General features: G+C 70.2%; 15 protein-coding genes. 11 read left to right on the top strand and 4 right to left on the bottom strand.

The window, feature by feature from the left end; genetic code table 11:
• Positions 1–8 precede the first annotated feature (8 nt).
• From KOI47_RS14495 to KOI47_RS14525, 7 genes are read left to right on the top strand one after another with little or no spacing between them, the layout of a single operon-like run.
• Positions 9–788 carry a helix-turn-helix transcriptional regulator gene (locus tag KOI47_RS14495; RefSeq protein WP_216216480.1) on the top strand — a complete coding sequence of 260 codons (780 nt, stop codon included), beginning with the start codon at positions 9–11 and terminating at the stop codon, positions 786–788.
• A complete protein-coding gene (sufB, locus tag KOI47_RS14500) occupies positions 785–2,233 on the top strand; it encodes a Fe-S cluster assembly protein SufB (RefSeq protein WP_216216481.1) in 1,449 nt (482 codons plus the stop codon). The genes KOI47_RS14495 and sufB overlap by 4 nt, the downstream gene beginning before the upstream one ends.
• 1 nt (position 2,234) lies before the next feature.
• Positions 2,235–3,407: a Fe-S cluster assembly protein SufD gene (gene sufD, locus KOI47_RS14505; RefSeq protein WP_216216482.1), complete on the top strand. Its 1,173-nt coding sequence runs from the start codon at positions 2,235–2,237 to the stop codon at positions 3,405–3,407.
• Between the two features lie 47 nt (positions 3,408–3,454).
• Positions 3,455–4,216: a Fe-S cluster assembly ATPase SufC gene (gene sufC / locus KOI47_RS14510; RefSeq protein WP_216216483.1), complete on the top strand. Its 762-nt coding sequence runs from the start codon at positions 3,455–3,457 to the stop codon at positions 4,214–4,216.
• A 29-nt stretch (positions 4,217–4,245) separates the two neighbouring features.
• Positions 4,246–5,544: a cysteine desulfurase gene (locus tag KOI47_RS14515; RefSeq protein WP_216216484.1), complete on the top strand. Its 1,299-nt coding sequence runs from the start codon at positions 4,246–4,248 to the stop codon at positions 5,542–5,544.
• Positions 5,545–5,553: 9 nt separating this feature from the next.
• A complete protein-coding gene (gene sufU / locus KOI47_RS14520; protein WP_216216485.1) occupies positions 5,554–6,012 on the top strand; it encodes a Fe-S cluster assembly sulfur transfer protein SufU in 459 nt (152 codons plus the stop codon).
• Positions 6,012–6,443 (top strand): metal-sulfur cluster assembly factor, encoded by a 432-nt coding sequence (locus KOI47_RS14525; RefSeq protein WP_216216486.1) that lies wholly within the window; start codon positions 6,012–6,014, stop codon positions 6,441–6,443. Before sufU ends, KOI47_RS14525 begins: the two co-directional genes overlap by 1 nt.
• A 69-nt stretch (positions 6,444–6,512) precedes the next feature.
• On the opposite strand, the gene KOI47_RS14530 is transcribed toward KOI47_RS14525, so the two are convergent.
• From KOI47_RS14530 to KOI47_RS14540, 3 genes are all read right to left on the bottom strand, one after another.
• Positions 6,513–7,202: an HD family phosphohydrolase gene (locus tag KOI47_RS14530; RefSeq protein WP_216216487.1), complete on the bottom strand. Its 690-nt coding sequence runs from the start codon at positions 7,200–7,202 to the stop codon at positions 6,513–6,515.
• A gap of 73 nt (positions 7,203–7,275) precedes the next feature.
• Positions 7,276–7,914: a hypothetical protein gene (locus tag KOI47_RS14535; RefSeq protein WP_216216488.1), complete on the bottom strand. Its 639-nt coding sequence runs from the start codon at positions 7,912–7,914 to the stop codon at positions 7,276–7,278.
• Positions 7,915–7,919: 5 nt separating this feature from the next.
• A complete protein-coding gene (locus KOI47_RS14540) occupies positions 7,920–8,924 on the bottom strand; it encodes a hypothetical protein (protein ID WP_216216489.1) in 1,005 nt (334 codons plus the stop codon).
• A gap of 374 nt (positions 8,925–9,298) precedes the next feature.
• Here KOI47_RS14540 and KOI47_RS14545 point away from each other — a divergent pair, with 374 nt between their 5' ends.
• Together KOI47_RS14545 and KOI47_RS14550 are read left to right on the top strand one after the other, a co-directional pair.
• Entirely contained in the window at positions 9,299–10,567 is a 1,269-nt protein-coding gene (locus KOI47_RS14545) for a sensor histidine kinase (protein WP_232376739.1), read from the top strand.
• Positions 10,564–11,229 (top strand): response regulator, encoded by a 666-nt coding sequence (locus tag KOI47_RS14550; RefSeq protein WP_216216491.1) that lies wholly within the window; start codon positions 10,564–10,566, stop codon positions 11,227–11,229. Before KOI47_RS14545 ends, KOI47_RS14550 begins: the two co-directional genes overlap by 4 nt.
• 14 nt (positions 11,230–11,243) lie before the next feature.
• Here the strand turns inward: KOI47_RS14550 and KOI47_RS14555 are convergent, their stop codons facing one another.
• Complete coding sequence (locus KOI47_RS14555; protein WP_216216492.1) at positions 11,244–12,947, bottom strand: GGDEF domain-containing protein; 1,704 nt, start codon at positions 12,945–12,947, stop codon at positions 11,244–11,246.
• Between the two features lie 203 nt (positions 12,948–13,150).
• Here KOI47_RS14555 and KOI47_RS14560 point away from each other — a divergent pair, with 203 nt between their 5' ends.
• On the top strand, positions 13,151–14,746 hold the full coding sequence (locus KOI47_RS14560) for a deoxyguanosinetriphosphate triphosphohydrolase family protein (RefSeq protein ID WP_216216493.1): 1,596 nt from the start codon (positions 13,151–13,153) through the stop codon (positions 14,744–14,746).
• Positions 14,747–15,007: 261 nt separating this feature from the next.
• Positions 15,008–17,773 carry a S8 family serine peptidase gene (locus tag KOI47_RS14565; protein ID WP_216217313.1) on the top strand — a complete coding sequence of 922 codons (2,766 nt, stop codon included), beginning with the start codon at positions 15,008–15,010 and terminating at the stop codon, positions 17,771–17,773.
• The last annotated feature ends 18 nt before the right edge of the window (positions 17,774–17,791 follow it).

The raw sequence follows: 17,791 nt of genomic DNA on the forward strand, positions 1-17,791 counted from the left end.
CTTATGTTGTGAAAAAGCAGGACGCCCCGGACCAGGGGGGCGGCACGCCCCGCCCCGCGGACGGTGCTGTCCCTGTGCAGGTTACGGCCGAGGGGCGGACCCGGCACGAGGTCGCCAGGCTACTGCTGGAGCAGGGGCCGATGACCGCCGTGGCGGTCGCCGAGCAGCTGGGAATCAGTCCCACCGCGGTGCGCAGGCATCTGGACGCCCTGCTCACCGACGGCGAGGCGGAGACACGGCAGGCCTCCCGGCGGGTCCCGCGCGGCCGCGGCAGGCCGGCGAAGCAGTTCCTGCTGACCGAGTCCGGAAGGGCCCGGTTCGGGCACGCCTACGACGACCTGGCCGTGGCGGCGATCCGGTTCCTCGCCGAGCACGCGGGCGAGGACGCGGTGCGCACGTTCGCGCAGCGCCGGATGGCCTCACTGGTCGAGCCGCACCGGGAGGCCGTGGCCCGCGCGAGCGAGCCCGCGGCCAGGGCGGAGGCCCTCGCCGCGGCACTGACCAGGGAGGGTTACGCTGCGTCGACGCGTCAGGTCGGTGCGGGCGAGCAACTCTGCCAGCACCACTGCCCGGTGGCCCACGTCGCCGCCGAGTTCCCGCAGTTGTGCGAGGCCGAGACGGAGGCTTTCGCGCAGCTGCTCGGAACGCACGTGCAGCGGCTGGCGACGATCGCACGCGGGGACGCCGCGTGCACCACGCACGTACCCGTCTCCCCGGCGGGTAACCCGGACGCGAAGCGGCCGGGGAGACGAAACGCAGGATCTGCGAATGGAGGGAATCCCGCATGACTGCCGCTGCCGAGCAGCGCACTCCCACCACAGCGCCACTGAGCCAGGAAGAGACCATCGACTCTCTTGGCAAGTACGCGTACGGCTGGGCGGACTCCGACACCGCGGGCGCCAGCGCGCGCCGCGGGGTCGACGAGGATGTCGTCCGTGACATCTCGGCGAAGAAGTCCGAGCCGGAGTGGATGCGTGACGCGCGCCTGAAGGCGCTGAAGCTTTTCGACCGTAAGCCGATGCCGAACTGGGGCGCGGACCTTTCCGGGATCGACTTCGACACGATCAAGTACTTCGTGCGGTCGACCGAGCAGCAGGCGACCAGCTGGGAGGACCTGCCCGAGGACATCCGCAACACCTACGACAGGCTCGGCATCCCGGAGGCGGAGAAGCAGCGCCTGGTCGCCGGCGTCGCCGCGCAGTACGAGTCCGAGGTGGTCTACCACCAGATCCGCGAGGACCTGGAGCAGCAGGGTGTCATCTTCATGGACACCGACACCGGGCTGCGCGAGCACCCGGAGCTGTTCCGGGAGTACTTCGGCTCGGTCATCCCGGCAGGCGACAACAAGTTCTCCGCGCTGAACACCGCGGTCTGGTCCGGCGGCTCGTTCATCTACGTGCCGAAGGGTGTGCACGTGGACATCCCGCTGCAGGCCTACTTCCGGATCAACACCGAGAACATGGGCCAGTTCGAGCGGACCCTGATCGTCGTGGACGAGGACGCCTACGTGCACTACGTCGAGGGCTGCACGGCGCCGATCTACCAGTCCGACTCGCTGCACTCCGCGGTGGTGGAGATCGTCGTGAAGAAGGGCGCCCGCTGCCGCTACACGACGATCCAGAACTGGTCGAACAACGTCTACAACCTGGTCACCAAGCGGGCCAAGGCCGAAGAGGGCGCCACCATGGAGTGGGTCGACGGCAACATCGGCTCCAAGGTCACCATGAAGTACCCCTCGGTGTTCCTGATGGGCGAGCACGCCAAGGGCGAGGTGCTCTCGGTGGCCTTCGCCGGCGAGGGTCAGCACCAGGACGCCGGCGCGAAGATGGAGCACATGGCGCCGCACACCTCCTCCACCATCGTCTCCAAGTCGGTGGCACGGGGCGGTGGCCGCACCTCCTACCGCGGGCTGGTGAAGGTGGCCAAGCGGGCGCACCACTCCCGGTCCACGGTGAAGTGCGACGCGCTGCTGGTGGACACCGTGTCCCGCTCGGACACATACCCCTATGTGGACATCCGCAACGACGACGTGTCCATGGGCCACGAGGCCACGGTCTCCAAGGTGAGTGAGGACCAGCTGTTCTACCTGATGTCGCGCGGCCTCACCGAGGACGAGGCGATGGCGATGGTGGTGCGCGGGTTCGTCGAGCCGATCGCGCGTGAGCTGCCGATGGAGTACGCGCTGGAGCTGAACCGCCTGATCGAACTGCAGATGGAAGGAGCCGTCGGCTGAGATGACGGTGGCTGAGAACAACGTTGCCTCCGCCATGCGGGAGGAGCCTGTGGTGCCACAGGCCTCCCGCGGCGAGCGGTTCACCTCCTACGATGTCGAGGCGTTCGAGGTGCCCGGCGGCCGCGAGGAGAACTGGCGGTTCACGCCGATGAAGCGGCTGCGGGGCCTGCACGACGGCTCCGCGGCCGCCACCGGCGAGGTCAAGCTGGACACCGAGGCCGCGCCCGAGGTGATCGTGGAGACGGTGGCCCGCGACGACGCCAGGCTCGGCGCGGCGGGTGAGCCCAGCGACCGGATCGCTGCGCAGGCCTACAGTTCCTTCCCCGCGGCCACCCTGGTGACCGTGCCGAAGGAGACCAAGACCTCCAAGCCCACGGTGCTGCGGCTGACCGGGCCGGGCGAGGGCAAGGTGGCCTACGGGCACCTGCAGGTCCGGCTGGAGCCCTTTGCCGAGGGCGTCGTGGTGCTCGACCATGTGGGTTCCGGCACGTACGCGGACAACGTGGAGTTCGTGATCGGCGACTCCGCGAAGCTGACCGTGGTCAGCGTGCAGGACTGGGCCGATGACGCGGTGCACGTCTCCGAGCAGCATCTGCGGCTGGGCCGGGACGCGACGCTCAGGCACACCGTGGTCACCCTCGGCGGCGACCTGGTGCGGGTCTCGCCGACCGCGACCTTCGCCGACAAGGGCGGCGATGTCGAACTGCTCGGCCTGTACTTCGCCGACGCGGGCCAGCACCAGGAGCACCGGCTGTTCGTGGACCACGCGGTGGCGAACTGCAAGTCCAATGTGGTCTACAAGGGCGCGCTGCAGGGCGACGGCGCGCACGCGGTGTGGATCGGCGACGTGCTGATCCGCGCGGCCGCCGAGGCCACCGACACCTTCGAGCTGAACCGCAACCTGGTGCTCACCGAGGGGGCAAGGGCCGACTCGGTGCCGAACCTGGAGATCGAGACCGGCGAGATCGCCGGTGCCGGGCACGCCAGCGCCACCGGAAGGTTCGACGACGAGCAGTTGTTCTACCTGCAGTCGCGGGGTGTCCCTGAGGAGCAGGCGCGGCGGCTGGTGGTGCGCGGGTTCTTCCACGAGATCCTGATGAAGATCGACGTACCCGAGGTCCGCGAGCGCCTGGAAGCCGCGATCGAAGCCGAACTGGAAGCCGTCGGCGCCTGACCGCCGAGCGAGCCCTCCTGCCACGAGAAAGACGGATAGAAGAAGACATGGCCACTCTGGAAATCAAGGACCTGCACGCCAGCGTCGTCACCGACGAGGGCAGCAAGGAGATCCTCAAGGGCGTCGACCTGACGGTCAGCTCGGGCGAGATCCACGCGATCATGGGCCCGAACGGCTCCGGCAAGTCGACCCTGTCCTACGCCGTTGCCGGCCACCCGAAGTACGAGGTGACCTCCGGCGAGGTGCTGCTGGACGGGGAGAACGTGCTGGAGATGAGCGTGGATGAGCGGGCCCGCGCCGGCCTGTTCCTCGCCATGCAGTACCCGGTCGAGGTGCCCGGCGTCTCGATGTCCAACTTCCTGCGTTCCGCCGCCACCGCCGTGCGCGGCGAGGCGCCGAAGCTGCGGCACTGGGTCAAGGAGGTCAAGGACGAGATGTCCAAGCTGGACATCGCCTCCGAGTTCGCCGAGCGCAGCGTGAACGAGGGCTTCTCCGGCGGGGAGAAGAAGCGGCACGAGATCCTGCAGCTGAACCTGCTCAAGCCGAAGATCGCGATCCTGGACGAGACCGACTCCGGCCTGGACGTGGACGCGCTGCGCGTGGTGTCCCAGGGCGTCAACGAGTTCGCGGCGAACAACGAGGTCGGCGTCATGCTGATCACGCACTACACCCGGATCCTCAAGCACATCAAGGCCGACCGGGTGCACGTGTTCGCAGGCGGCCGGATCGTGGAGTCCGGCGGAGTGGAGCTGGCCGACGAGCTGGAGGAGAACGGCTACGTCAAGTACACCGAGAAGGCACCGGCCTGAGCGCGAGCACGGAGAGAGGAGTTGGCGCGATGACCACCACTGCGTCTGATCTTGCTGACTCGCTGCCGCTGGACGTCGCGACGCTGCGCGCCGACTTTCCGATCCTTTCCCGCACCGTGCGGGAGGGGAAACCCCTGGTGTACCTGGACTCCGGTGCGACATCGCAGCGCCCGACGCCGGTGCTGGACGCCGAGCGGCGGTTCACCGAGACCGCCAACGCGGCCGTGCACCGTGGCGCGCATCAGCTGGCTGAGGAGGCCACCGACGCCTACGAGGCCGCCAGGGTGCGGATCGCGGACTTCATCGGCGCCACCCCCGGCGAGCTGGTGTTCACCAAGAACGCCACCGAGGGCGTCAACCTGGTCGCCTACGCGATGAGCAACGCCGGTACGGCGGGGCCGGAGTCCGAGCGGTTCCGGCTCGGACCGGGGGACGAGGTCGTGGTGACCGAGATGGAGCACCACGCGAACCTGGTTCCCTGGCAGCAGGTGTGCCAGCGCACCGGTGCCACCCTGCGCTGGTTCGGGGTGACCGACGAGGGCGGGTTGGACCTGTCCAACCTGGACGAACTGGTGACCGAGCGCACCAAGGTGGTGGCTTTCACCCACCAGTCCAATGTGCTCGGCACGGTGAACCCGCCGGAGCCGATCGTGCGGCGGGCGCGCCAGGTGGGCGCGCTCACCGTGCTGGACGCCTGCCAGTCGGTGCCGCATGCCCCGGTGGACCTCGGTGAGCTCGGCGTGGACTTCGCCGTGTTCTCCGGCCACAAGATGCTGGGGCCTGCCGGGATCGGGGTGCTCTACGGCCGGCGCGAGCTGCTGGAGGCGATGCCCCCGTTCCTCACCGGCGGCTCGATGATCGAGATGGTGCGGATGGAGGGTTCGACCTTCGCCCCGCCACCTCAGCGGTTCGAGGCCGGGGTGCCGATGACCTCGCAGGCGGTCGGCCTCGGTGCGGCGGTGGACTACCTCACCGAGATCGGTATGGACCGGGTGGCGGCACACGAGCGCACGCTCACCGAGGCGGCGCTGGCCGGGCTCGGCGAGAACCCCGGGGTGCGCATTCTCGGGCCCACCGAGCTGGCGCATCGCGGCGGCGCGGTGTCCTTCACCGTGGACGGGGTGCACCCGCACGACGCCGGGCAGGTGCTGGACAGCCTCGGGATCGCGGTCCGGGTCGGGCACCACTGTGCCTGGCCGCTGCACCGCAGGCTCGGGGTGCCTGCCAGCGTGCGCGCGTCGTTCTACCTGTACAACGATCTGTCCGAAGTGGACGCCTTGGTGAACGGCGTGCGCGAGGCACAGCGTTTCTTCGGGGCGGACGGGTAGGTCAGGACGATGCAGCTGGAGAGCATGTACCAGGAGATCATCCTGGATCACTACAAGAACCCGCACGGCCGCGGCCTGCGGGAGCCGTTCGACGGCGAGTCCTTCCAGGTCAACCCGACCTGCGGGGACGAGGTGACCCTGCGGGTGAAGCTGGACGGCGAGCGGGTCGAGGACGTGTCCTACGAGGGGCAGGGGTGCTCGATCAGCCAGGCCGCCACCTCCGTCTTGACGGATCTGGTCGTCGGGCACACGGTGGAAGAGGCGTTGACGACGATGGAGGCCTTCGTCGAGCTGATGCAGGGGCGCGGCCAGGTCGAGCCGGATGAGGACGTGCTGGACGACGGCATCGCCTTCGCCGGTGTGGCGAAGTACCCGGCCAGGGTGAAGTGCGCGCTGCTCGGCTGGATGGCCTTCAAGGACGCACTGGGCCAGACGACGGACAAGGCCACGAACGGAGTGCAAGTCTGATGAGCGAGGAACAGACCCAGACCCAGACTCGGCCCGAGGACTCCGGGCACCGGGAAGGGCGCACCGCGGAGGACCTGCCCGAGCAGGTGCGTCCGGCCGCCGAGACGGCCGATGTGGCCAAGGTCGAGGACCTCGAGGAGGCCATGCGCGATGTGGTCGACCCCGAACTCGGCATCAACGTGGTCGACCTGGGGCTGGTCTACGACATCCGGGTGGAGCAGGACAACACCGCCACCATCGACATGACCCTGACCTCGGCGGCCTGCCCGCTGACCGACGTGATCGAGGACCAGACCGCCTCGGTGCTCACCGGCGGTGCCGGCCTGGTCAAGGACTTCCGGATCAACTGGGTCTGGATGCCCCCGTGGGGTCCGGAGAAGATCACCGAGGACGGCCGCGAGCAACTCCGCGCCCTCGGCTTCACGGTCTAGCTCAATGCTGTGAGTGGCCCGTTCCCTGCACTTTCGCAGCGAACGGGCCACTCACAGCGGTCACGGGGGTCAGGAGGCTTGGGGGAGCTGGGTGAGCAGGTGCTGGACGGCCGTGTCGTCCAGTGACTCCTTGATGCACTGCCAGAGTTCGAGGTTGGCCATCGCCCAGCGGGAGTAGGTCGCCGCGGCCTCGGGGTTGTAGAAGTAGTACCCCTCGTCGTGCACATCGCACTGCTCGCCGACGATCTTGTGCGCCAGCTCGCGCAGGCTGATCCCGTTCTCGTGCAGGTACCGGTGCGCCAGCATCACCGGGGTCACCGGCAGGGCCTTGAACAGGGTGTCGGCATCGCTGAGCGCCTGCGCCTCCACCGAGATATGCCTGCCCCTGGTGGCCATCTCGGCCTCGTCGATGATCTCGTCGATCCACCGGGCGTAACCGGCGGGTACCGCGGCGTCGGCCAGCACGCCCAGCCGCAGGTCCCGGCCCGCGGCCGCGGGCGAGTTACGCAGCACCAGGTAGTTGACGTCGTGCAGCAGCGCGGCCGCCTCCACCACGGCGACGTCCGCGCCGTTCTGGCCGGCGAACTCCACCGCCTTGCTGCGCACGAAGTCGACGTGGTGCCAGCCGTGGAACGGTAGCCGTTCGGCGTAGCGCCGGCACAGCTGCCGTACCCTGTGCTCGATCACCGCGAGGGCGGTCTGGGATACCGTGCCTTCAGCCAGCGTGGTGCCGTCGGCAGTGGTGTTGTGAGCGCGCATGGACCCCTCCGATCCCGGCCGGTCTTATGGGCGGGTGGAGTGCGATCGTAGACGTCCTGGCGCGCTACTGTATTCAGATTCGCTGGATCAGGGCCCCCAATCGACTTTCGACGGGTACGTGCCGATGACTCGATCCGGTGACGGGATCATAGGAGAGGCTCCACTCGGTTACCGGGCGTGATTTCACCAGGAAGGTCATGGTGTCGTCGGCGGCACGGGGGATCCGGTGGAACTCGTGTGCGAGCATCGCGCCGGCCGCGCCCTCCTGGCAGAGGGTTCGCCTGCGCAGCGCGGCCGAGCGGATCAGCCTGCTGTCCGGATCCAGCTCGGTGTCATACCGCTCGTGCTCGTAGGCACCGTGCAGGATCGTGGTGCAGAAGTGGTACCTGTGGTTGTGCACCGAGTCCGCATAGCCTTGCCGCCAGTCGCGCTGCGGCTTGTATTCGTGCAGCCAGAACGAGAAGGGGTCCTCCGGTCGGTCCAGCAGGCACCAGGCGAAGTGCGTGGTCGTCTCCCGGGACCGGGTGGTCACGGTCCGCGCCTGCTCGGCAGGCAGTTCGCGCAGGTAGCCGGCCAGCTCCGCGCGCAGGTCGCAGGGGCCCAGCAGCTGCTGGAACCACTCGTCGACCGTGCGCCAGTGCTCGGTCAGGGGGAACTCGGCGCTGCGCAGCTCCTCGGCCAGGCCGGTGAGCAGGGGCACGCGAGTGAGCAAGATTATCAGCTCCCGATTTCGGCGGCGATGGAGAATTCTTGCAGAAAAGCATGGAAAGCGGTCGTCAGCTCCTGAAGCTCTCGTTCCGTCGGGCGCCATCCCGTGATTTGCTCGAACAGCGCGAGAAAATCGCTCTCGGTCGTGTTCGGGGTCAGCTGGAAATGGCGTTCGGTTCGCGAGTTGCACAGCCGGAGGAACTCGGTGCGTTCCATGCCGTAGATGAACGAGCCCTCGGAGAAACGCAGGGTTCGTGGGTACAGCGTGCTCGCCTCGGCGGCGTTGCTGTACAGGGTGATCCAGGCGCTGGCGTCGAACAGCTCCAGCCGGTCCAGCGGCGGGTCCGCAAGCACCGTGATGTCCACCCTGGTGCACCGGCTGCGGGCGAGGTACAGCCCGACGACGCCCATCCAGATCTCGTCGTCCAGCCGTTTCTGGATCGCGTCGAAGTCCGCCTCGGCGCCCTCGTGCCGGAGCAGGTAGCGCGTCCGGCCGCCGACCGTGGTGTTGTCCCGCGGGTCGGCGATGATCACCCGTACCTCCCGCTCGGCGTGCGAGAGCAGCAGCCGCGCCGCCGCGTGTCGCCCGGAGAAGCCGCGGAAGAAGTACTGCTTGGTGTCGCGCAGGTCGCGCATCATCAACTTGTTGAAGGCCGGGTTCGGCTCGCTGCTGGCCTCGAACACGTCGGTGGGGAAGAACTCCTTGTTCAGCGACCGGTACTCCTCGCTGAGTTCCCGCAGCGCCCGCCTGCTCTCCTCGACCACCGGCGTCACCAGGGCACGCCGGGCCGCGGTCGCCGTGATCAGGGTCTGGCCGAACCCGACCACGGCCGTGATGAGCGTTCCCGAGCCCACCGCGTTGACGAAGTCCTTCCCAGCGCCCGCTTCCATGGTGCTGGCCAGCACCATGGAAGCCCCGGAGATCAGCAACAGGGCGAGGAGCAGCAGGCCCGTCCTGGTCCAGAAGATCTCCTGGAGCGGGCCGTTGCGGAGCCGTCCGGCATCCGCTGGCACAGGGGGTCACCTCCTCGGTTCACACCCGAACGGACGAATGCTGTGGGTATCTGTTCGAGTGCAGGCCGCAACTCTACGCGGCCACCCCCGGCGGCGAAATAAGAGAAATGGGGGAATGTGAAGTGCGTTCGGGTAATCGCCAGGGTGTGCCAGAACCGCCCGGAAGTTAACGCCTGTCGATCGAATTCCGCAGAAGTCTCCTGGGAACACCGGAACGCAGCGCCACCGGCCGCCGGGAACAGTCCCGAACCGCGCTGAACCGCGGCGAGATGCCGTCGCGCGGCCCGGCCGGGCGAGTTCCCTCCCCGGTACCGGGACGGTTCCCGCAGCGGAGGGAGGCGGCGCGCGGGGCGGTCTGCGACGATCATCCCGTGGTGGTGCGACGGTTGTTCGGCCCGGTGGCGAGTGCCTCGACCTACCGTCGATGGGCGTATCTGATCCTCGGCGGCGCCCTGCTGGTGCCGTACCTGCTGTTCGCGACCGTGGTGCTGCCCTCGGTGCTGAGCCTGGAGCGGCAGAGCGCGGGCACGGTCGTGATCGCAGGCTCGATCGCCGTGCTCAGCGCGATGCTGCTGTCCTCGTTCATCCCCGCCGTCCGGGTGCTGGAGGGCACGGCGGTGCGGGAACTGCTGGACGATCCGGTACCGGGGGTCACCTTCGGCCCGGCAAGGGGCTGGCCGACCCGGTTGCGGTCCAGCGCGATGTTCATGCTGCACGTGCTGCTCGGCGGCGCGGTCAGCTTCCTGACCCTGTCCGTGCCGTTGATGTTCACCCTGTCCGTGGCCGCCCCGTTCACCGGAAGGGCGAACTTCGGCTTCGGCGCGGGCCAGCAGGTGCCCCGTGGCTGGGAAAGCTCCTGGATCCCGCTGGTCCTGCTGCTGCTGATGCTGGGACTGTTCTATGTCGTCGCCGGATCCGGCGCATTGCTGGCCCGCGCGGCGAAGCTGCTGCTCGGGCTGCCCGCGGGGGAGCGGATCGCGGAACTGGAGCGGCAGGCCGAGACGCTGACCGAGCGCAACCGGCTCGCCAGGGAGCTGCACGACTCGGTCGGGCACGCGTTGAGCGTGGTGACCATCCAGGCAGGCGCCGCCCGCCGCACCCTCCGCCGCGACCCCGAGGTGGCCGAGCAGGCGCTGCGGGCCATCGAGGACTCCGCCCGCGCCGCGCTGGACGACCTGGACTACGTGCTGGGCGTGCTGCGCGAGGAACCCGCGGGCAAGGCCACGCAGGCCGGGCTCACCGACCTGCCCGCGCTGTTGTCGGCGACCAGGATGGCCGGTGTCACCATCGACGCGCGGCTGCCGGACGACCTCGAGTCGGTGCCGCAGGTGATCTCCAGGGAGGCCTACCGCATCGTGCAGGAATGCCTGACCAACGTGCTCCGGCACGCCGGTAAGGTTCCGGTCGAACTGCGGCTGGCCGCCGCGGAGGGTGAGCTGGAGCTGGTCGTGACCAACCCGGTGGATGCGGGCGCGCCGTCCGCGGCGGTCCGTCCCGGCCGCCGCGGGGGTGGCAGCGGCCTGCGTGGCGTGGCCGAACGGGCCGAGATCCTCGGCGGGGACCTGCGCGCCGGCCGGGTGGGCGATACCTGGGAGGTGGCCGTGCGGCTGCCGACACACACGGAGCGGGGGAGTGGCACGTGACCGAAGCGGACCCGATCGGCATCCTGCTGGTCGACGACGAGCAGCTGGTCCGGGCCGGGCTGCGCGCGGTACTGGACGTGGAGCCGGACCTCACCGTGCTCGGGGAGGCCGCGGACGGCGCCGAGGTACCCGGCCTGGTCGGCAGGCTGCGCCCGGCCGTGGTGCTGATGGATGTGCGGATGCCCTCGGTGGACGGGATCAGGGCGACCGAGCACCTGATGTCGGTGCTGGACGCGCCGCCCAAGGTGGTGGTGGTGACCACCTTCGAGAACGACGACTACGTCTACGACGCGCTGCGCGCCGGGGCCAGCGGTTTCCTGCTGAAACGCGCCCGCCCGGAGGAGATCGTCGCAGCGGTGCGCACGGTCGCCGCCGGGGAGTCGCTGCTGTTCCCCGCCGCCATCCGCAGGCTGGCGGCGCGGCACAGCCCCGGTGCGGGCCTTGACCGGCTCGCCGATGCCGGGCTGACCGAGCGGGAGGCCGATGTGCTGCGGCTGATGGCCAAGGGGTTGTCCAATGTGGAGATCGCGGGCGAGCTCTATCTCGGCGTGCAGACGGTCAAGACGCATGTCGGCAACCTGCTGGCCAAGCTGGGCGCGCGGGATCGTACCCAGGCGGTGATCCGCGCGTACGAGTCCGGGTTCATCCCGGTCACCGGCTAGCCCCGCTGCGGGGCTCAGCTGGCCGGGCGCTGGCGGGCGGCCATGCCGTGCCTGCCGAGGCCGCGCAGCACCTCCACCCGCTCCGACCCCGGCCTGCCAAGCACCCAGCTCGACCCGCCGACTTCCTTGGCCCGCTTCTTCAGCGGCGCCAGCATCCGGGAGACCTCCCGGTAGGAGGAGATCGAGCCGCTACCGCAGGCGAGGGTGGCCAGCGAGACGGTCACCGTCATGCCCTCGATCGTCCAGGTCGCGTCCAGCATCCGGTTGGCGACTGTGGCGATCTCCTCCACATCGCAGGCGAGCAGGAAGTCGTCCCCGCCCACATGGCTGACGGTCAGCCGGTCCAGGTCCCCGACGAGTTCGGTCAGCGCCCTGCCGATGTCCCGGATCAGGTCGTCGCCCGCGGCGAACCCGACCGTGTCGTTGACGACCTTGAAGGCGTCGATGTCCAGCCAGGCCACCACCATCGCCTCGTGCCCCGCGATCCGGCGATCGACATCGCGGGCGATGGTGTCGCTGCCGGGCAGCCTGGTGAGCGGGCTGAGCGCGGCGGCCTCCTCGATCTTGGACTCGGCAACCCCGCGCACCACCTCGTTGACCAGCACCACCCCGAGGCAGCGGCCCTGACCGTCGGTCACCACCACGTCGTCCCCGGTGCGGCCCCAGTCCGCGTCGTTGACCAGGTTCAGCAGCTCCAGCGCGCCCGCGTCGGCGCGGATGGCGTGCGGGGCGTCGGCCAGCCGGGCCGCGGGCCGCTTGGCGTGCAGCGCGTGCCCGTACGGCCCGGTGACCGCGATCAGGAACCGGCTGCGGTCGATCGACCACTGCGGCCGCTGGTGCTCGTCCAGCCCGACGATCCCGGTCGGTGCGTCGTTGTCCACCAGTACCTCGCGGACCTCCTCGCAGGTCGCGGTGGCAGGCAAGGTGGTGGCCGGGCGGAGGAAGTCGGCCACCCGCTGGGTGGTCCCCGCGGAGGCCACGATCGGGCCGGTCTGCTCGGCGGCCTCGGAGGCGAGTGCCCCCGCGGTCCACGAGCCGGAGTCCCTCGCGGCGTTGAACAGGTTGCCCTGCGCGATCCGCACGCCGAGCTTGCGCATGGCGGTCAGCTGTTCGGTCTGTTCGATCCCGGTCGCGACCAGCCGCAGCTCCAGCCGGCTCGCGTAGTGCGTGAGCGCCTCGACCACGGCGACCGCGGCGGGCTCATCGGGTAACCGGTTCAGCAGCGTGCGATCGAGTTTCACCAGGTCGACCGGGGTGGAGGCGAGCAGGTCCAGCGGCAGGTCACCGCGGCCGAGGCCGTCGAAGGCCAGCCGGAACCCGAGCTCGGTCAGCCGCTGCATCCCCTCCCGCAGCGTGGCCTGCGCGACGCCGTGGAAAGGGGGGCCGATCTCGAGCACGACCTCGCGGGGCCGCCTGCCGGCATTGGCCAGCGCCTTGAGCAGCGGGTCGAAGACGGCGGCCGGCGCGGCCGCCGTGCATGCGGTGACGTTCAGGTGCAACGGCAGGAGCGTCTGGTGTCGCGCTTCCTCGTCGACGGCCTGCGCGGCCAGCGTGATGTCGACCTGCACCAGCCTGCCTTTGCGCAGGGCACCGGCGAGCAGGTCGCGGACCTGGCCTGCCGGCGGGCGGGCAAGCGCCTCCAGCGCCACCACCCCGCCGGTGTTCAGGCTGTACAACGGCTGGAAGGCGAAACGAACGGGATTCGGCGATTCACCCACGCGCGAAATAATGCCGGGTTCGCGCCAAGATCACCGGGTATGTCGAGGAATGTTCACCGCGCGGCCATCCCCGGGTCAACGGAACCGCAGGCGTAATTGTTATCGATTCACGGGGAAATCGAGCAGTGAGTCAGATGCTCGCAAATGAATGGGCGGAAACCACCCATTCCGCCGTCCGAGTGACGGAAGTATACGGTGCAGCTATGGATGGTCAACCGCTGCCGGTCGAGGACGAGGACCCCAGGGCACGCCGCCGGGACGGCACCGTGGACACGGTGGCCGTGGCGGGCGGATTCTCCGATCTGGCGGCCAGCCCCTACCGGCGCGACCGCGACCGGATAGCGGGATCCCCCTTCTTCGCCCGGCTCGGCGGGGTCACCCAGGTGGTGAGTGCCGCGGGCGCGGGCCTGCTGCACAACCGGCTCACGCACAGCCTGAAGGTGGCCCAGGTGGCCAGGGCGATCGCCGAGCGTATCCAGGAAGGCGAGCGGGACCGCGCCCTGGCCGAGCGGCTCGGCGGCTGCGATCCGGACGTGGCCGAGGCCGCGGCGCTCGCGCACGACCTCGGCCACCCCCCGTTCGGCCATCTGGGGGAGCGGGTGCTCGACCGGATCGCCCGGCACCGCTACGGGCTCGCCGACGGGTTCGAGGGCAACGCCCAGAGCTACCGCATCATCACCACCACCGACGTGCGCGGCCCCTCCGCGGTCGGCCTCGACCTCACCGCCGCGGTGCGGGCTGCGGTGCTGAAGTACCCGTGGCTGCGGCTGCACTACCCGCAGGCCCATCCGGCCGGGATGCGCATCCCGCCGCGCGGCGCCGCCGAGCCCGCGGACGCCCCCGGCACCGGCTCGAGCAAGTTCTCCGCCTACGCCACCGAGCTCGCCGACCTGAAGCGGGCACGGGAGCCGTTCGCGGGGGCCGTGGCGGACTGGCAGCAGACCGTGGAGGCCTCGGTGATGGACACCGCCGACGACATCGCCTACGCCATCCACGACCTGCAGGACTTCCACCGGATCGGGGTGCTGCAGCATGCACCGGTCGCGGCCGAGCTCACCCGCTGGGCCACCGACCTGGCCGGGTTCGCCGCGCTGGACTCCGGCAGGCTGGCCGCGGAGAGCCGCAGGCCCGGGTACTCCCTGGAGTGGCTGCGCCGCAGGCTGCACGCCAAGGACGGCTGGATCGTGGACGACGAGGCATTCATCCAGGCCGTGGCCACCGTGCGCACCGAACTGGTGGACGAACTGCTGGCCACCCCCTTCGACGGCTCCATCGAGGCCGAGCAGGCGCTGGCCACCTTCTCCGCGCGGTGGACCTCGCGGCTGGTATACGGGGTGCTGATGACCGGCTCGCCATCCACCCGGTCCGGGCACGTGCTGCTCGGCGCGGCCCAGTGGCACGAGGTGCAGGTGCTGAAGTTCGTGCACCGGCGGTTCGTCCTGCTCCGCCCGGATCTGGCCCTGCACCAGCGTGGGCAGGCGAGCCTGCTGGCGACGCTGGTGGACGCGCTCGACGCCTGGCTGGTCGACCGGGACGAGGTGTCCCGGTTGCCGCGCAGGCTGCACGATCTGGTGGAGCTGGCGCACGCGGAGTACTCCGCACTGGCCGATGACGCGCCCGACCTGCTGATCGGTGCCACCGGGGAGCCGGTGCGCGGCGCCGACGAGGTGCACGCCCTGGCCCGCGGCCGGGCGGTGGTGGACTTCGTGTCCTCGCTGACCGACAAGCAGGCGGTGAGCCTGCTGGACTCCGTCTCCGGCCGGGCGGCCCAGCCGTGGTCGGAATCCTTCGTGCTTTGAGATCAGCTTCTGCCGCCGTTCGGTCGGCACACAAAAGGCCGCTGTCCCCCGGACACCGCTGGTGCGTAGATTGTTTCGGCCGGTAACCGCCGGCAGGAGCTCGCGTGAGTCGGGGCACGCGCCTACCCGAGGGAGGCGTCCGTGCGTTCAGTTCGGCGAAGACGAGGAGTCGTGGTGGCGGCATGCCTTGCCGTCGCGTTCGGCCTGGCTACGCCAGCGGCGGCGAGCCAGGAACCCCCGCGGGGGAACTTCTCGGACAAGATGATCCGGCAGATCGCCGCGCTGCAGCAGCTGAAGCGCGCGCAGTCCGCCGTAGAGGCCAAAGTGGACAGCAGGCTGCTGCTCGAACAGCGGCGCCGCGGCGGACGGATGACGAGCTCGGCGCTGTCCACGCTGCACACCGGGGTGGAGGTCTCCCGATCCGGCGCGGTAACCGTGGACATCCGGGCTGACAAGGTGTCCGGCGAGCTACTGGCCGCGATACGCGCGGCAGGGGGCAGCACCCGTACCGTGTCGCGGCGCCTCGGCAGCGTGCGGGCGGAACTGCCACTGCCCGCCGTCAGCACGGTGGCAAGGCGGGCCGAGGTGCGCGCCGTCGAGCTGGCCACCGAGGCGATGACCAACCGCGAGCAGGCGCCGGGCCAGGGACCGGCAGGGGCGGCCCGCGCGGAGTCCAAAGAGGACACAGCACGCCGGGTGGATGCCGAGCTGCGCGCCGCGCTCGGAGCCAGGGCCCAGACCGTCACCAGCGAAGGCGACCGGACGCACAATGTGGACACCGCGCGGCTGCGCTACGGGGTCACCGGCGTCGGCACCAAGATCTGCGCGCTCTCCGACGGGGTCGCCTCGCTGGCGGCCTCCCAGGCCCGCGGGGAGCTGCCCGATGTGGACGTGCTGCCGGGGCAGGCGGGAAGCGGGGACGAGGGCACCGCCATGCTGGAGATCCTGCACGACCTCGCGCCGGGCGCCGAGCTCGGCTTCGCCACGGCCTTCGGTTCGGATGCCGGATTCGCCGACAACATCCGCGCGCTGCGGTTCGACGCGGGCTGCGACGTCATCGTGGATGACGTGCTGTACTTCAAGGAGTCCCCGTTCCAGGACTGGATCATCGCGCAGGCGGTGAACGAGGTGACCGCCCACGGCGCACTGTACTTCTCCTCGGCGGGTAACCAGGGCAACACCCTGGACGGCACCGCTGGGCACTGGGAGGGCGACTTCGTCGACTCCGGGCAGCAGGCAGGCAAGTTCGCCGGTGCGGCGCATGACTTCGCAGGCGCCGACGGAACCCAGATCTTCCAGCCGATCTCGGAGCACTCGCCGGGATCGCTGCCGGTCACCCTGTTCTGGTCGGATCCACTTGGCGGCGCGAGCAGCGACTACGACCTGTACCTCTTCGACGGCGCGGGCAATCTGGTGGCGATGAGCCAGGACACCCAGAACGGCACCCAGGATCCCTACGAGCGGCTGAACACGCCGGTGTTCGGCGGGTCCGGGTTGCGGCTGGCGGTGGTCAAGTACTCCGGAGCGGACCGCTACCTCTCGCTGTCCGCGCTGCGCGGCCGGTTCAGCGACTCCGCGGACGGCCTGCGTGCCTACACCACCCCGGGGGCCACGTTCGGGCACTCCGCGGCGCGGAACGCCGTCAGCGTGGCGGCGACCCCGGCCGCGGCGCCGTTCGGGCGGCCGCTGGAGCCCGGCGACCCACCGAACCCGGCCGGCCCGTTCCCCGGTTCCTTCGGCGGGGCAAGCAAGCTGGAGCGGTTCACCGCGGACGGCCCGCGCCGGGTGTTCTACCAGGCGGACGGCACCCCGATCACCCCGGGTGACGTGTCCTCCACCGGCGGCGAGCTGCGGCAGAAGCCGGAGGTGACCGCGGCCGACGGGGTACGGACCAGCGTGTCCGGATTCGACCCGTTCTTCGGCACCTCCGCCGCGGCCCCGCATGCCGCGGCGATCGCGGCGCTGGTGCTGTCCGGCAATCCCGGGCTGCCCGCGGCCGAGGTCCGGGAGGCGTTGCTGCGCACGGCCGTCGACATCGGACCGCAGGGCACCGACGGCGTGAGCGGGGCAGGGGTACTGCTGGCCGACCGGGTGCTGGCCTACACCGGCGCCACCCCGCAACCCGTGGCGGGCGCGCAGGCGCCGACGGTGACCCCGGACGGGAGCGACTACCTCGAACCGGGCGGCACCGCCACGGTGCGCCTGCCGGTACGCAACGAAGGGGACGGCCCGGCGGTGTCCACCAGCGTGGTGCTCACCTCCCCGACGCCGGGGGTGACGGTGTCCCCGCGGGCCAGGGCGTACGGCACGATCAGCCAGGGCCAGACGGTGGCGAACGACTTCACCGTCAGCGTGCCCGCGGCACACGAGCCAGGTGCGCCGGTGGAGCTGCGGGCCAGGGTGACCTTCGTCGGCAGGTACTCGCCCACCACCGCGAGCTTCCCGATCCCGGTCGGCAGGCCGTCCGACGAGGTCCGCGACTTCGCCTACACCGGGGCCGCGGTGCCGATCCCTGACGACGACGCGGAAGGGATCAGCGTCCCGCTCGAGGTCGCGGAGGTGGGCTGGGCCGCGCGGCTGTCGGTTTCGGTGGACGGCACCGAGTGCGGCACCGACCCGGAATCCACCACGGTGGGCATCAATCACTCCTATGTGGGCGATCTGGTCGGCACGCTCACCGCGCCTTCCGGGCGGAGCGCGACCCTGTTCCAGCGCAACGGAGCCTCCGGCAACAACCTGTGCCAGGTGGTGTTCACCGATGACGCCGAGCGGTCCTTCGACTCGGTCAGCTCGGCGGAGGCCCCGTTCACCGGCAGCTTCCGCGGCGCGAGCCCGCTGCGGTCGCTGCTCACCGAACCTGTGGACGGAACCTGGACGCTGCACGTCGCCGACCTTGCCGGGGCCGACACCGGATCGCTGCGCTCGGTTTCCTTGCATATCAACGGATACGTCCGGCCCGAGGCGCAGCAGGAGCGGCCTGCCCAGCCCCGGCGCGAGGTGCGCAACGGGCCGGTGCGTCCACTGTAGGTGTGTAGGGTCGGGCGC

It is taken from the genome of Amycolatopsis aidingensis, from assembly GCF_018885265.1.
Taxonomy (GTDB): Bacteria; Actinomycetota; Actinomycetes; order Mycobacteriales; family Pseudonocardiaceae; genus Amycolatopsis; species Amycolatopsis aidingensis.

What these genes read in the sequence shown, in the direction of transcription:
- sufB (WP_216216481.1), top strand. Translation starts at nt 785, where the DNA reads ATGACTGCCGCTGCCGAGCAGCGCACTCCCACCACAGCGCCACTGAGC.
- sufD (WP_216216482.1), top strand. Translation starts at nt 2,235, where the DNA reads ATGACGGTGGCTGAGAACAACGTTGCCTCCGCCATGCGGGAGGAGCCT.
- sufC (WP_216216483.1), top strand. Translation starts at nt 3,455, where the DNA reads ATGGCCACTCTGGAAATCAAGGACCTGCACGCCAGCGTCGTCACCGAC.
- KOI47_RS14515 (WP_216216484.1), top strand. Translation starts at nt 4,246, where the DNA reads ATGACCACCACTGCGTCTGATCTTGCTGACTCGCTGCCGCTGGACGTC.
- sufU (WP_216216485.1), top strand. Translation starts at nt 5,554, where the DNA reads ATGCAGCTGGAGAGCATGTACCAGGAGATCATCCTGGATCACTACAAG.
- KOI47_RS14525 (WP_216216486.1), top strand. Translation starts at nt 6,012, where the DNA reads ATGAGCGAGGAACAGACCCAGACCCAGACTCGGCCCGAGGACTCCGGG.
- KOI47_RS14530 (WP_216216487.1), bottom strand. Translation starts at nt 7,202, where the DNA reads ATGCGCGCTCACAACACCACTGCCGACGGCACCACGCTGGCTGAAGGC.
- KOI47_RS14560 (WP_216216493.1), top strand. Translation starts at nt 13,151, where the DNA reads ATGGATGGTCAACCGCTGCCGGTCGAGGACGAGGACCCCAGGGCACGC.
- KOI47_RS14565 (WP_216217313.1), top strand. Translation starts at nt 15,008, where the DNA reads ATGATCCGGCAGATCGCCGCGCTGCAGCAGCTGAAGCGCGCGCAGTCC.